Source organism: Pseudomonas sp. 9Ag (genome assembly GCF_902506445.1).
In the GTDB taxonomy this organism is placed as follows: domain Bacteria; phylum Pseudomonadota; class Gammaproteobacteria; order Pseudomonadales; family Pseudomonadaceae; genus Stutzerimonas; species Stutzerimonas stutzeri_AB.
The window spans coordinates 3069711-3083127 of sequence record NZ_LR733836.1 but is presented as its reverse complement, the minus strand read 5'-3'; the positions used below and the strand labels follow the sequence as shown (position 1 = coordinate 3083127).

Here is a 13417-nt window from a genome sequence, read left to right as displayed (position 1 = left end):
GAATTTGTTTGCCAGATTCGGTGTGACTGGAACAATGCGCTGAATCCATCAGCCTGGTAAGGAGCACAAACGTGCAAATTCAGGGGTATTTCGATCTTCGTTTCGAAGCGGTCAGGGACGCATTCAGCGAGCTTTTCGTGCGGACCCAGCAGCGTGGCGCCGCTGTCTGCGTGAAGGTTGGTGGCGAAACCGTCGTCGATCTGTGGGCTGGCGTCGCAGATAATGCCGGTGAACAGGCTTGGCAGAGCGACACCCTGGTCAATCTTTTTTCTTGCACCAAGACGTTTACTGCGGTGGCTGCCCTGCAGTTGGTCGCGGAGGGCAAGCTGCAGCTGGATGAGCCGGTTGCCCGTGTGTGGCCGGAATTTGGTGTCAACGGCAAACAGGACATCACGCTACGGCAACTGCTCAGCCACCAGGCCGGGCTGCCGGCGGTTCGCCAGCCGCTACCGCCCGAAGCTCTGTACGATTGGGAAAAGATGACTGCGGCGCTCGCAGCCGAGACGCCCTGGTGGACGCCAGGTGAAGGTCACGGCTATGCCGCAATCACCTATGGTTGGTTGCTAGGCGAACTGATCCGTCGTGCCGACGGCCGTGAGCCGGGTGAAGCGATAGTTGCGCGCACCGCTCGGCCTTTGGGGCTCGATTTCCATATCGGTCTGGCCGATAGCGAGTTTGACCGAGTCGGTTATCTGACACGGGAGAAAAACAACCTTGGCGATGCAGCTGCCCAACGAGTAATTAAAGCCCTGATGTGCGATCCGCAATCGCTCACGGCTCTCGCCTTTACCAATCCACCGTCGATCATGAACAGCGCGAATAAGCCGGAGTGGCGTCGAATGGCACAGCCAGCTGCCAACGGGCATGGTAATGCGCGATCGTTGGCGGGCTTTTATGACGGCCTGTTGCGTGGGGAGCTGCTTGATTACCAGCTGCTGGACGAGATGACGCGAGAACACTGCATCGGTGAGGACCGCACGCTGCTCACCCGGACTCGTTTCGCGCTGGGCTGCTGGCTAGACCAGCCGGACGTTGAGAACGCCACCTTCGGAATGGGGCCGGGCGCATTCGGCCACCCGGGGGCCGGCGGTTGCATCGGTTTCGCCGATCCTCAGCGCGATGTGGCCTTCGGCTTTGTCACCAACACTATGGGGCCTTACGTGCTGATGGATCCACGCGCGCAATCTCTGGCGCGTGTAGTTAAGGCATGTATCGGTTGAACCACTCGTCTGTTTGGCTGGGTGAGACTTTGCAGAACAAGGACCTGCGTCCACAATTTGAGTCAAATCCTTGCTTAAGCTGCGTGTTCAACCCACGCAGTTTGTTTTCGCAACCCTCTTCCACGGAAATTGGCTCATGAACCTGCTGAAAAGCGCCTCTCTTGTACTCTGTATGGTCATTGCCGGCTGCAGCTCCAACGACGACAAGCCGGTGGAAGTGGTTGCTGCGCCGAGTCCAGTGATTGACGCTGCCTGGTTGGATGGGTACGAGCCGCGGCTTCGCGATGCGTTAAAGGACAGTCATTTCGAGCTTGAGCGCCGCGAGGGCGTGTTAGTGGTCACTGCACCTGTCGATGGCTCCTTCAACCCCGACCGCCCCGGCATGCTGCTGCCTGTAACGCTTGGCCCGCTCAGTCGGGTGGCGAAATTGGTGGAAGGCGACGAGAAGACCGCCGTGGTTGTGGTTGGCCATGCTGACAGTACGGGACCGACCGATCTTAACCGCGACATCAGCCGCCAGCGTGCCGGAGCCATAGCGGCAATTTTCCGGCTGAGTGGCTTGAAACACGACCGGCTGCGCATTCGTGGGCTAGGTTCAGATATGCCGCGTGCTTCAAACGAGCACGAAGAAGGCCGTGCTCTGAACAGGCGTGTCGAGATGGTCTTGGCTCCTCAGCCAACCTTGCTAGCGCTGATTACCCAGTACAGCGAGGCGCCTGCCAAGCCGACCCAAGTCGCTGCCGCAGAAGTCAGCAAAGCCAAATAACCCGGCGCTCTGTCATCGACCCGCTGCCCGTTCGGCCTACTTTTGCGTTGAATCAAGCGAGGTAACGCATAGAGCCGGTAAGCTTTGGCTTCAACTGTCTTCCAGGAAACCAGCGATGACCCAATCCTTGGCCGATATGCGCCGCGATTACACGCGTGACGGACTCAGTGAAGTGAACGCGCCGGAAGAGCCGTTCGAACTCTTTCGGCAGTGGTTTCAGGATGCGGTGCAAACGGAGCAGCCGCCAGTCGAACCGAATGCCATGACCTTGGCGACGGTAGACGCCGAGGGTCGCCCCCATTGCCGAGTGCTTCTGCTCAAAGCATTGGATGAACGTGGCTTCACCTTTTTCAGCAACTATGACAGTGCCAAGGCCGAGCAGCTGGAAGCATGTCCGTTCGCTGCGATGACCTTCTTCTGGCCCAGCCTGGAGCGTCAGGTACGTATCGAGGGGCGGGTCGAGAAGGTCAGCGCGGCCGAGTCGGATGCTTACTATCAGGTGCGTCCGCTGGGTAGCCGCCTTGGCGCTTGGGCTTCACCCCAAAGCCATGTGATTCGCGATCGTGCCGAGCTTGAGCGGCTTCTCGCCGAGACGGAGCAGCGCTTTCTGGACCAGGCCCCGCATTGCCCTCCTCATTGGGGCGGTTATCGTTTGCTGCCGGAGCGAATGGAGTTCTGGCAGGGACGTCCCAGCCGTCTGCATGACCGGCTGAACTATCGACGCCTGGCCAGCTACTGGCAGCGCGAGCGTCTGGCGCCCTGAGCCGAGGGCTCAGCTTTTGATCAGAGGCCGGTTGCGGCCTCTTTTTCATGTCAGCGCTCGTTGTAGAGCGCCAATTCGCTTTCCAGCCATGCTTGCAAGTCCTTTCGTTTGACGCGCGCATCTTTCGCAGCTGAAAGGCGCTGCAAGACCCACGCTTGCTTCTGTGGGTCATCTCCTGCCAACGAAAGCGCCAGGTCCCGGTCCGCCCAGCGTCTGAATCGGATGAACAGCCAGGCATGGAAAACCAGCCCGGCCAGCGTAACGATGGTGATAATGAAGTAGTCCATGGATAGTCTCGAGTAACAGCCTGAGCGAGCGACCTGCATGCGGGACGGGATCGCCTCGGGTAAAGTACGGTCCTAGTTGAATGAATGCTGAGTCAGGTCGAGGCGGTTGCCAAGTGTTTCATCGCCGCACCGCCTGACCACGGTCGGGTTCAACCTCGTTTCCCAGGAGAGTACCTATGCGCCACTCTATCGTTGTTGCTTCGTTCGCCGCCGTGGCGCTTGCCGTCGGCGGTTGTACTTCCAACCTTACCGGGGATAGCTATTCCCGCGACGAGGCGCGGACCGTCCAGACGGTACGTTATGGCACGATCGAGTCATTGCGCCCGGTCAAGCTCGAAGGGACCAAGACCCCAATCGGTACCGGCGCAGGCGCTGTGGTCGGTGGTATTGCTGGTAGCGGGGTTGGTGGCGGTCGGGGCAGTGCCGTGGCGGCGGTGATCGGCGCACTGGCCGGCGGTATGCTCGGTTCAGCAGCGGAGGAGGGCATCACACGGGCTCAGGGCGTTGAAATCACGGTGCGTGAGGATGACGGCAACATGCGCGCCTATGTTCAGGAAGTCGAGCCCAATCAGGTGTTTCGTGTCGGTCAGCGCGTGCGCATCATGACGGTCAATGGCACGAGCCGTATCGCACCCTGATACCGTTCGTCTTGGCCGGGGAGGATTAGCAACGGGCTGTCGCGGACGCCAGTCAGATGCGATGAATCGCAGGCAATTTTTCCACGCGGATTTGGAGACAGGGCGCAGCCTTAATGCCGGCTGATACGGTGTTTAGGCTGCGCTTTTTGTTTTTCGAAATACTTGAATCCATGACGTTGCTACGGTCGGTATGGATAATCGGCGCACACCGCCATGCCCCTTCGGGCTGCGAAGGGCCGACCAAGGGATATAACTGCCGTGCGCACGCACGGCTTAAGGGGTTTTACTCATGGCGCTTGCGCTGATCATCGCGTTGCCATTCCTGGGCATATGCCTGCCGTTGCTGCTTGAACGGTTTGGGCGATCTGCCTGTGCATTCGGTGCCGGTCTGGCCCCATTGCTGGCGTTGGCATTGCTGTTGTCCAAGCGTGCCGCCGTGTTTGGCGGCGAGACGGAAGTCCAGACCCTGCCCTGGCTACCCGAACTGGGGTTGAACCTCAGTTTGAGGTTGGACGGTCTGGGATTTCTCTTTGCGCTGCTGATTCTCGGCATCGGCCTGCTCGTCATCCTTTATGCACGCTATTACCTGTCGAAGAGCGAGCCGATGGGGCGCTTTTTCGGCTTCTTTCTATTGTTCATGGGCGCCATGCTCGGTGTGGTGCTAGCTGAAAACCTTCTGTTGATGCTGATGTTCTGGGAGCTGACCAGCCTTTCGTCGTTCCTGTTGATTGGCTTTTGGAATCACCGCTCCGATGCACGCCAGGGCGCACGCATGGCCCTCGCAATTACAGGCGGCGGCGGGCTAGCGCTGTTGGCGGGTATTTTGCTGATCGGGCATATCGTCGGCAGCTACGAGCTAAGCACTGTCTTGGCGTCGGGTGATTTGATCCGCGCCAGCGGCTTGTATCCGCTGACCTTGATTCTGATTCTGCTCGGTGTATTTACCAAGTCGGCGCAGTTTCCGTTTCACTTCTGGTTGCCACAGGCGATGGCGGCGCCCACCCCTGTATCGGCATTTCTGCACTCCGCGACCATGGTCAAGGCCGGCGTGTTTCTGTTGGCGCGGATGTACCCGGCCCTTTCCGATTCGGAATGGTGGTTTTATCTGGTCAGTTTGACGGGCTTGGCGACCTTGCTGATCGGCGCGGTCATGGCGCTCTTCCAGCACGACCTGAAAGGGTTGCTGGCCTATTCGACCATCAGTCACCTGGGTCTGATCACTTTGCTGTTCGGTCTCGATTCACGCCTCGGGCCGGTGGCTGCGATCTTCCATATCATCAATCACGCAACGTTCAAGGCTTCGTTGTTCATGGCCGCGGGGATCATTGACCACGAGACCGGAACTCGCGATATGCGGCGAATCAACGGCATGTTGAAGTACATGCCACACACCGCGGCGCTGGCAATGGTGGCGTCACTGGCGATGGCCGGCGTGCCGCTGCTAAACGGCTTTCTCAGCAAGGAGATGTTCTTTGCCGAGACGCTCGACCAGCATCTGTTGGGTAGCTTTTACTGGACGATCCCGGCTCTGGCGACGCTGGCGAGTGCCTTTTCAGTTGCTTACTCGCTGCGCTTCGTGCACGACGTATTTTTCAACGGCGAACCGATCGACCTGCCCAAATATCCGCCGCATGAGCCGGCGCGGTACATGAAGATTCCCGTTGAGATCCTGGTGTTGCTTTGCCTGCTGGTGGGTACCTTGCCGGCCTACACTGTCGCACCTTTGTTGGCTGCGGCTGTTGCCGGCAGCCTGGGCGGTGACGTTCCTGACTACAGCCTGGCCATATGGCATGGCTTCAACCTCCCCTTGGCGATGAGTTTCGTGGCGCTGGGCGGTGGCCTGTTGATCTACTCGATGCGCAAGTGGGCGTTTCGCTGGTATGAAGGGCTGCCGCGTGTCGATTCGCTGCAGGTCTTTGCTCAGGTGGTCAGCGGTATAGCTGCAACGGCGCGCTGGGTGACCGAGCGCATGGAGAACGGATCGTTGCAGCGGTATCTGGTGCTGATGCTGGTCAGCTCGCTGCTGGTAGTTGTGTATGCCTTGACTCCCCTGCAAGCGCTGCGCGGCGCCGTACCGCTAACGCCGCTGGACGGCATCACCGTTGTTGGGATGCTGTTACTCGCCCTGGCGTCGGTAATGACGGTGATCTTTCACCGCAGACGTCTCATGGCGCTGATGGTGCTCAGTGTGGTGGGGCTGTTGGTCGCCCTGGTGTTCGCCCGGTACTCGGCACCGGATCTGGCCCTGACTCAGATTTCAGTTGAGGTAGTGACTATCATCCTGCTGATCCTGGCCTTGTTTTTCATGCCTGACCGTACGCCGGTCGAGTCGAGCAGCCTGCGCAGTTTCCGTGATCTGATCATTGCGTCGGCCTTTGGCACCATGGTGGCCTTGCTTGCCTATGCGGTCTTGAGTCGGCCGTATGACAGCATTGCCTCGTTCTTTCTCGAGAACAGCGTATCCGGAGGCGGTGGAACCAACGTGGTCAACGTCATCCTGGTCGACTTCCGTGGCTTCGATACTCTGGGCGAGATCGCCGTGTTGGCAATTGCCGCAGTAGGGATCTATGGCCTGCTTCATGGCTTGCATCTGCCTCACCCGGTCAGGGATTACGGCGGCCGGCTATGGTCCACCGACAGGCACCCGATGGTCCTCGACACGCTGTCGCGCGTGCTGTTGCCGATGGCGCTGTTGGTGTCGGTATTCATCTTTTTGCGCGGCCATAATCTGCCTGGGGGTGGCTTCATCGCTGGGCTCATTACAGCAGTCGCCCTGATTCTGCAGTACATCTCTCATGGTGTGGTCTGGGCGCAGCAGCGTCAGCCGTTCAGCTATCACGGCGTGGCCGGGCTTGGTGTGCTGATTGCCGGTCTGACCGGGCTCGGCAGTTGGTTGTTCGGTCGGCCCTTCCTGACCTCGGCCTTCGGCCATTTTCATCTTCCGTTAATTGGCGACTTCGAGCTGGCAACCGCGATGCTGTTCGATCTCGGTGTGTATTTGGCTGTTGTAGGGGCGACACTGCTGATTCTTTCCAACCTCGGTCATGTCAGTCAGGACGAGTCGTGCAAGGAGGTGGTTTGATGGAAATCGTCTATGCGGTCACGTTGGGCGTGATGATGACAAGTGGCGTGTATTTGCTACTACGTGCACGGATATTTCCGGTGGTCATGGGGCTGACCTTGATTTCATATGCTGTGAATCTCTTCATATTCGCCATGGGGCGTCTTTCGACAGGGGTTCCGGCAATCATCGGAGCGAGCGCTGAGTACGGTGATCCCTTACCGCAAGCCTTGGTGTTGACTGCAATCGTCATAGGCTTCGCCATGACCGCATTCGTCGTGGTGCTGGCCCTTCGCGGTCTGGGCGAGCTGCGTACCGATCATGTTGATGGTCGGGAGCCGGGCAAATGAATCATGCGTTGATCATGCCGATCCTGCTGCCCCTGTTGGTCGGGTGCAGTTTGCTGTTGATTCATCGCTGTGGCGCATCGCTTAAGCGCTTGCTATCAGTAACCGCCACCTGGCTGCTGGTGCCGCTGGCCATGTGGCTGGCCTGGCAAGCAAATGCTGGCGAGCTGTCCGTGTATCGTCTCGGTGACTGGCAGCCGCCGTTCGGCATCATGCTGTTGTTGGATCGGCTGAGTGCCTTGATGTTGCTGGTGACCGCGGTGCTTGCTGGCTTTTCGGTGCTTTATGCCGCACGTGGAGATGACGAGCGCGGCCCGAACTTCCATGCGTTGTTTCAGTTCCAGCTGGCAGGCATCAACGGCGCCTTTCTGACTGGTGATCTGTTCAACCTCTTCGTGTTCTTCGAGATCCTGTTGATCTCGTCCTACGCGCTGTTGCTTCATGGCCACGGTGCGAAGCGCGTGCAGGCGGGCATCCACTACGTTGTGCTGAACCTGCTGGGTTCATCGCTGTTTCTAATCGGCGTCAGCATGCTTTATGGCCTGACCGGAACCTTGAACATGGCCGACCTGGCGGGGCGGGTCAGTGCGGCCGACCCGGCCGACGCGCCGCTTCTCGCTGCGGCGGGCTACTTGTTGCTAGTGGTTTTCGCACTAAAGGGCGCGATTCTGCCGCTGTATTTCTGGCTACCACGAGCCTACGCCGCGGCAACTGCGCCAGTGGCGGCGTTGTTCGCGATCATGACCAAGCTTGGGCTCTACGCCATCGTGCGAGTCTTCACACTGATTTTCGGCAGCGAAGCGGGTGTACTGAGCAACATGGTCCTCGACTGGTTGTGGCCACTATCGATGCTCACGCTAATCGGCGGCGTACTGGGTGCGCTGGCGGCGCGCAACCTGCAGGTCCTGCTGTCCTATCTGGTGGTGGTTTCGGTGGGCACCCTGCTGGCCGGTATCGCGCTGGGGTCAGAGGCGGGCCTCAGTGCTGCCCTGTATTACCTGGTTCACAGCACTCTGGTTTCCGGGGGCTTGTTCCTGCTCGCTGACCTCATTGCTCGCCAGCGCGGCGATATGGCCTCAGAGCTGCTTTCGGCACCAGCGCTCAAGCAGCCATTGATGCTGGGGGCATTGTTTTTTGCCGGTGCGATTTCGATCGCCGGGCTCCCGCCTTTTTCAGGATTCATCGGCAAGGTGATGCTGCTGCAGGCTGTGCCTGCTGGAGTCGACGCCCTGCTGCTGTGGCCTGTGGTGCTGGTGGGCGGGTTAGGGATGGTCATCGCGCTAAGCCGGGCCGGCAGTATGGTGTTCTGGCGGCCAAGTGAGGCGGTCAGCGTCGGGCGACCTGCGGATCGAGTGCGCGTGGTGGCCAGCTTCGGATTGCTGTTGGGCAGCGTGTTGTTGGTCGTGGTGGCGCAGCCGATTCAGGCCTATATGCAGGCGACGGCAGCGCAGCTGTTCGATCTGGGGCCTTATATGCAAATCATTCGGGGAGGTGAGGCATGAAGTCCCGCCTGCTTCCAAACCCCGCGCTCACCTTGCTGCTGGCGCTGCTCTGGTTGCTTCTCAGTAATGCGCTAAGCGTGGGGCATCTGGTGCTTGGACTGGTTCTGGGCTGGGCGATACCTTTGTTGGTGCAGGGGTTTCTGGTCGATCTGCCGAAGGTCCGCCGCCCGTTGAAGCTTTGCCTGTTCCTGTTGAAGGTCTTTTACGACATCGTCGTGGCCAATGTCAGCGTGGCCAAGCTGGTGCTCAGTTCTCGGGATCGGCTGCGGCCTGCCTTCGTCGAAGTGCCGATGGCGATCGAGCATCCGTTCGTTCTCGCTGTGCTGACCAGCATCATCTCGCTGACCCCAGGGACGGTATCGGCTGCTTTGCGGCCCGGCCACAAGATGCTGTTGATCCACGCGCTGGATGCGCCCGACACGGAAGCGCTGGTGGCCGAGGTGAAAAACCGGTACGAAACACCGCTGCTGGAGATTTTCGAATGCTCACGTATGTAATTCCGCTGTGCATGGCGATCATTGGAATCGCAGCGATCCTGAATGTGGTGCGGCTGGTTCAGGGGCCCGACATGCCTGATCGGGTGTTGGCGCTCGACACCCTGTACATCAATGCGTTGGCCTTGATCGTCTTGTTTGGCATCTGGCTCGCGTCCGACCTGTTCTTCGAGGCTGCTCTGCTCATCGCGGTGATGGGCTTCGTCAGTACCGTGGCAGTGGGGAAACACCTGTTGCACGGCGAGATCATCGACTGAGGAGGCTGCATGCCATTCTGGATAGAGCTGCTGGTAAGCGCATTTCTGATAGTGGGAAGCGTGTTTGCCCTGGTAGGGGCGATCGGTTTGTATCGTCTTCCTGATTTCTTTACACGTTTGCATGGGCCAACCAAGGCGACCACGCTTGGAGTCGGTGGGATCGTCATCGCTTCGATGATCTTCTTCAGTAATCAGGGTAACGGCCTCAGCGTCCATGAGGTGCTGATTACTCTGTTTCTGTTTTTGACCGCGCCGGTCAGCGCGCATGTGCTGGCGAAGGCAGCCATGCAGCAGAGGCTGCCCTACACAGAGAAAACCCGAGGCAAGCCCTGGGATTGACTCAGTCCCCGGCGACGCTCGCTACCGCCTCGTTGCCGAGGCAGGATGCCGTTGCTGATTAGATGACGATGCTGCTAGGTGAGGGCTGATGCTCGTTGTCCTGGGTCAACTGCTTGATCATGGCCTGCTGCAAGCGAGTGCATAGCTGCGGGTCTGACAAAGGCTGGTTGTCAGCATTGGTAACGAAGAAAACGTCCTCTACACGCTCGCCCAGCGTGGCGATCTTGGCGTTCTGTACCGAGAGGTCAAAGTCCAGAAACAGCTGGCCGATGCGCGCCAGTAGCCCGGGGCGGTCTGGTGCAACGACCTCGATGATCGTTTGCGGGCGCTGCATGTCGTTGTGAATGGTGACCTGCGGAGGGAACGCGAAATGTTTGAGCTGCCGCGGTACGCGTTTCTGAATGATGGTCAGATAATCATCCGGGTTCCGCAGCGCGGTGATCAGCCCTTGTCGAATTTCTTCTGTGCGCTCAGGGTCGTTGCCGATGGGTGAACCGTCGGCGTCCAGCACGATGTAGGTGTCCAGCGTGAACTGGCTGCTCGAGGTAATGATTCGGGCGTCGTGAATGTTCAGGTTCAGCTGGTCCATGGCCGCGACGGTCACGGCGAAGAAGTCATGCTGATCTGGCGCATAGATAAAGATCTGAGTGCCACCTTCGAATTCACGCTGGGTGGTTTCCTTGATCAGGACCAGCGGACCGCCGTCGCTCGGGTGCTCGATGATGGCTTCGGTGTGCCAGGCCACATCGACCGAGCTGTGACGCATGAAATAGTCATCGCCCAGCTGCGACCATAGCTGTTCAGCATCATCTGGATCGGTTCCGTTGCGCACCAGACTGTCGAGTGCGGCTCGCTGGGTCTGGCGAATCTGCTCCTCACGCCCAAGTGGGTTTTCCAGGCCACGCTTGAGGGCGCGTTTGGTTTCGGTGTACAGCTGGCGCAGCAGACTTGCCCGCCAGGAATTCCAGAGCGTCGGGTTGGTTGCATTGATGTCTGCAACAGTCAGCACATACAGGTAATCGAGGTGGGTTTCGTCACCTACCTGCTGGGCAAAGTCGTTGATCACCTGAGGGTCCGACAGATCCTTGCGCTGGGCGGTCGTTGACATCACAAGATGGTTCTCGACCAGCCATACCACCAGGCGCGTGTCCCATGCAGGCAGCTTGTGGCGTACACAGAATTCCTGCGCATCCACTGCGCCCAGCTCCGAATGGTCGCCGCCACGGCCCTTGGCGATGTCGTGATAGAGCCCGGCGATGTAGATGAGCTCCGGTTTGGGTAGTCGTTCCACCAATTTGCTGGCCAGTGGATACTTTTCGGCGACCCCAGGTTTGCTCAGTTTTCGCAGGTACTTGATGACGTTGAGCGTATGGGCATCGACCGTGTAGATATGAAAGAGGTCATGCTGCATCTGCCCGACGATATGGCCGAACTCGGGCAGATACCGCCCGAGAATGCCGTAGCGATTCATGCGCCGCAGATTGCGGTGAATGCCTTCTTTGCATTTGAACAGCTCGATGAACAGGCTGGTGTTGCGGATGTCGCTGCGAAACTCGTCGTCGATCAGATGCCGGTGGTCCCTGAGCAGGCGGATGGTCTCCGCTCGTACACCCTGAATGTCGGGGTGTTGGGCCAGCAGTACGAAGATCTCCAGTATGGCGAAGGGTCTGCGCTTGAACACCGAATCATCGGCTACTTCCAGATAGCCGTCGCGCACCAGGAAGCGGCTGTTAAGCGGCACCGCATCGCCGCTGTCGCCTTCCCAGAGGATCACCTCGGCGAAGTGCTGTCCGACCAGGTCGCTTAGCTCTGAAATGCTCATCACGACGCGGTAGTACTTCTGCATGAAGCGCTCGATCGCCAGCTTGGCATCGCTGTCTTCGTAGCCAAGGAGGGCGGCGAGACTGCGCTGGTGGTCGAACAGCAGGCGATCCTCCGCGCGTCCGGCCAGCATGTGAAGCCCGTAACGGACACGCCAAATGAACTCCTGCCCGGCCACCAGCAGTGAGTATTCGCCTTCGGTCAGGAATCCCTGATCAAGGATAGCGCTGAGATTCAAACTACCGAACTGGCGCCGCGCTATCCACAGAATGGTCTGTATGTCACGCAGCCCGCCAGGGGAGCCTTTGACGTTTGGCTCCAGGTTGTACTCGGTATTGTTGTACTTGGAATGGCGGGTGGCCTGCTCGTTACGCTTGGCTAGAAAGAACTCCTTGCTGGGCCACATTTCTGAAGGGCTGGTGACCTTCAGCATGTTCTGGCGCAGGCGCTCGGGGCCGGCGATCGTGCGGCTCTCCATGAGGTTGGTGATGACGGTCAGGTCTGCACGTGCCTCCTCGGCACACTCCTGTACCGAGCGCACACTCTGGCCAACTTCCAGGCCGATGTCCCAGAGCAGCGTTAGAAATCGCTCGATGGCGTCCCGAAAAATTTCCTGATCGTTATTATCGAGGAGGATCAGCAGATCAATATCGGAATAGGGGTGCAGTTCGCCTCGCCCATAGCCGCCTACCGCGACCAGCGCGATCTGTGCTTCATTGCTCCAGTCGAAGCGGCCCCAGGCGGCGCGCAGGATCTGGTCAACGAACCAGGCGCGGCCTTCGATCAGGCTACGGATATCCTGGCCGGCGAGGAAGCGCGCATCGAGCACCTCTCTGGCCTTGCGAATGACTTTCTTGAAGGCGGCGATGGGGCTGGCCTTGAGTGCCAGTTCAGCCTGGAACTGGCTGCGGTCGAACAATTCGGAATCAACCTGAGGCATACCGTCGCCCTCCGTCAAAGCATCAAAAAAATCAGGGCGATGTGCGGGCTATGGTGTCATCGCTGCGAAGGGTGAAGATCTCATAGCCATCTGCAGTGACCACAAGTGTGTGTTCCCATTGGGCGGATAGCTTGCGGTCCTTGGTAATAGCTGTCCAGCCGTCGCCAAGCAGACGGGTTTCTGACCGGCCCTGGTTGATCATTGGTTCAATGGTGAAGGTCATCCCTTCCTTTAGCTCAAGACCGGTCCCGGCTCGGCCGTAGTGCAGCACCTGCGGCTCTTCGTGGAAAACCTTGCCGATGCCATGTCCGCAGTACTCGCGGACGACGGAGAAACCGTTCTTCTCGGCGTGCTTCTGAATCACTTCACCAATGTCCCCAAGGCGCGCACCGGGGCGGACCACTTCGATCCCTTTATAAAGGCATTCCTGCGTTACCTTGCAGAGTCGCTCGGCCCACTCTGGCGCTTTGCCGACAATGAACATTCGGCTGGTATCGCCGTGGTAGCCGTCCTTGATGACCGTGATGTCGATGTTGAGGATGTCACCGTCTTTGAGCGGCTTGTCGTTGGGGATGCCATGGCATACGACGTGGTTGATTGAGGTGCAGATCGATTTGGGGTAGCCCTTGTAGTTGAGCGGGGCGGGTACAGCCTGTTGCACGTTGACGATGTGCTCGTGGCAGATGCGGTCCAGTTCTTCGGTGGTGACGCCCGGCTTGACGTGATCACCGATCATTTCCAGCACCTCGGCGGCCAGGCGGCCGGCAATGCGCATTTTCTCGATGTCTTCAGGCGTCTTGATGGAAACAGTCATGCAACCCTCTTGGCGCCAAGAGGCGCAGGCGAATAGATATAAGCGGCAAATGATAAACCAAAGAGGGCGTGGCCTGCAGGCGGCCCTGGCGGCGCCGGCAAAACATAGGCAGCCTTGATAACTTCATTCAATGTCAGCACGCGCTAGCCTCCGATGCTTGCTTGTGCT

13 protein-coding genes are annotated in these 13417 nt (G+C 59.0%); 10 read left to right on the top strand and 3 right to left on the bottom strand.

Going from position 1 to position 13417, the window contains the following annotated elements; all coding sequences use genetic code 11:
- Positions 1-71: 71 nt before the first annotated feature.
- From ALTERO38_RS13910 to pdxH, 3 genes are all read left to right on the top strand, one after another.
- On the top strand, positions 72-1220 hold the full coding sequence (locus tag ALTERO38_RS13910; RefSeq protein WP_159968729.1) for a serine hydrolase domain-containing protein: 1149 nt from the start codon (positions 72-74) through the stop codon (positions 1218-1220).
- A 136-nt stretch (positions 1221-1356) separates the two neighbouring features.
- Positions 1357-1986 carry an OmpA family protein gene (locus tag ALTERO38_RS13905; protein WP_148924620.1) on the top strand — a complete coding sequence of 210 codons (630 nt, stop codon included), beginning with the start codon at positions 1357-1359 and terminating at the stop codon, positions 1984-1986.
- Positions 1987-2101: 115 nt separating this feature from the next.
- On the top strand, positions 2102-2749 hold the full coding sequence (gene pdxH / locus ALTERO38_RS13900) for a pyridoxamine 5'-phosphate oxidase (protein WP_159968728.1): 648 nt from the start codon (positions 2102-2104) through the stop codon (positions 2747-2749).
- A gap of 50 nt (positions 2750-2799) precedes the next feature.
- On the opposite strand, the gene ALTERO38_RS13895 is transcribed toward pdxH, so the two are convergent.
- Complete coding sequence (locus tag ALTERO38_RS13895) at positions 2800-3036, bottom strand: hypothetical protein (protein WP_159968727.1); 237 nt, start codon at positions 3034-3036, stop codon at positions 2800-2802.
- Between the two features lie 176 nt (positions 3037-3212).
- On the opposite strand from ALTERO38_RS13895, the gene ALTERO38_RS13890 reads away from it, so the two are divergent.
- The 7 genes from ALTERO38_RS13890 (at position 3213) to ALTERO38_RS13860 (ending at position 9674) form a co-directional block, all read left to right on the top strand.
- A complete protein-coding gene (locus ALTERO38_RS13890; RefSeq protein WP_159968726.1) occupies positions 3213-3674 on the top strand; it encodes a glycine zipper 2TM domain-containing protein in 462 nt (153 codons plus the stop codon).
- A gap of 289 nt (positions 3675-3963) precedes the next feature.
- Positions 3964-6756: a monovalent cation/H+ antiporter subunit A gene (locus ALTERO38_RS13885; RefSeq protein WP_148924622.1), complete on the top strand. Its 2793-nt coding sequence runs from the start codon at positions 3964-3966 to the stop codon at positions 6754-6756.
- A complete protein-coding gene (locus tag ALTERO38_RS13880; RefSeq protein ID WP_102834902.1) occupies positions 6756-7085 on the top strand; it encodes a Na+/H+ antiporter subunit C in 330 nt (109 codons plus the stop codon). Before ALTERO38_RS13885 ends, ALTERO38_RS13880 begins: the two co-directional genes overlap by 1 nt.
- On the top strand, positions 7082-8584 hold the full coding sequence (locus ALTERO38_RS13875; RefSeq protein ID WP_159968725.1) for a monovalent cation/H+ antiporter subunit D: 1503 nt from the start codon (positions 7082-7084) through the stop codon (positions 8582-8584). Before ALTERO38_RS13880 ends, ALTERO38_RS13875 begins: the two co-directional genes overlap by 4 nt.
- A complete protein-coding gene (locus tag ALTERO38_RS13870; RefSeq protein ID WP_148924624.1) occupies positions 8581-9081 on the top strand; it encodes a Na+/H+ antiporter subunit E in 501 nt (166 codons plus the stop codon). Before ALTERO38_RS13875 ends, ALTERO38_RS13870 begins: the two co-directional genes overlap by 4 nt.
- A complete protein-coding gene (locus ALTERO38_RS13865) occupies positions 9066-9335 on the top strand; it encodes a K+/H+ antiporter subunit F (RefSeq protein WP_102834899.1) in 270 nt (89 codons plus the stop codon). Before ALTERO38_RS13870 ends, ALTERO38_RS13865 begins: the two co-directional genes overlap by 16 nt.
- 9 nt (positions 9336-9344) lie before the next feature.
- Positions 9345-9674: a Na+/H+ antiporter subunit G gene (locus ALTERO38_RS13860; RefSeq protein ID WP_102834898.1), complete on the top strand. Its 330-nt coding sequence runs from the start codon at positions 9345-9347 to the stop codon at positions 9672-9674.
- 58 nt (positions 9675-9732) lie between these two features.
- On the opposite strand, the gene ALTERO38_RS13855 is transcribed toward ALTERO38_RS13860, so the two are convergent.
- Both ALTERO38_RS13855 and map read right to left on the bottom strand, forming a co-directional pair.
- Positions 9733-12435: a [protein-PII] uridylyltransferase gene (locus ALTERO38_RS13855; protein ID WP_159968724.1), complete on the bottom strand. Its 2703-nt coding sequence runs from the start codon at positions 12433-12435 to the stop codon at positions 9733-9735.
- Positions 12436-12466: 31 nt separating this feature from the next.
- A complete protein-coding gene (gene map, locus ALTERO38_RS13850) occupies positions 12467-13249 on the bottom strand; it encodes a type I methionyl aminopeptidase (RefSeq protein ID WP_102834896.1) in 783 nt (260 codons plus the stop codon).
- Positions 13250-13417 lie beyond the last annotated feature (168 nt).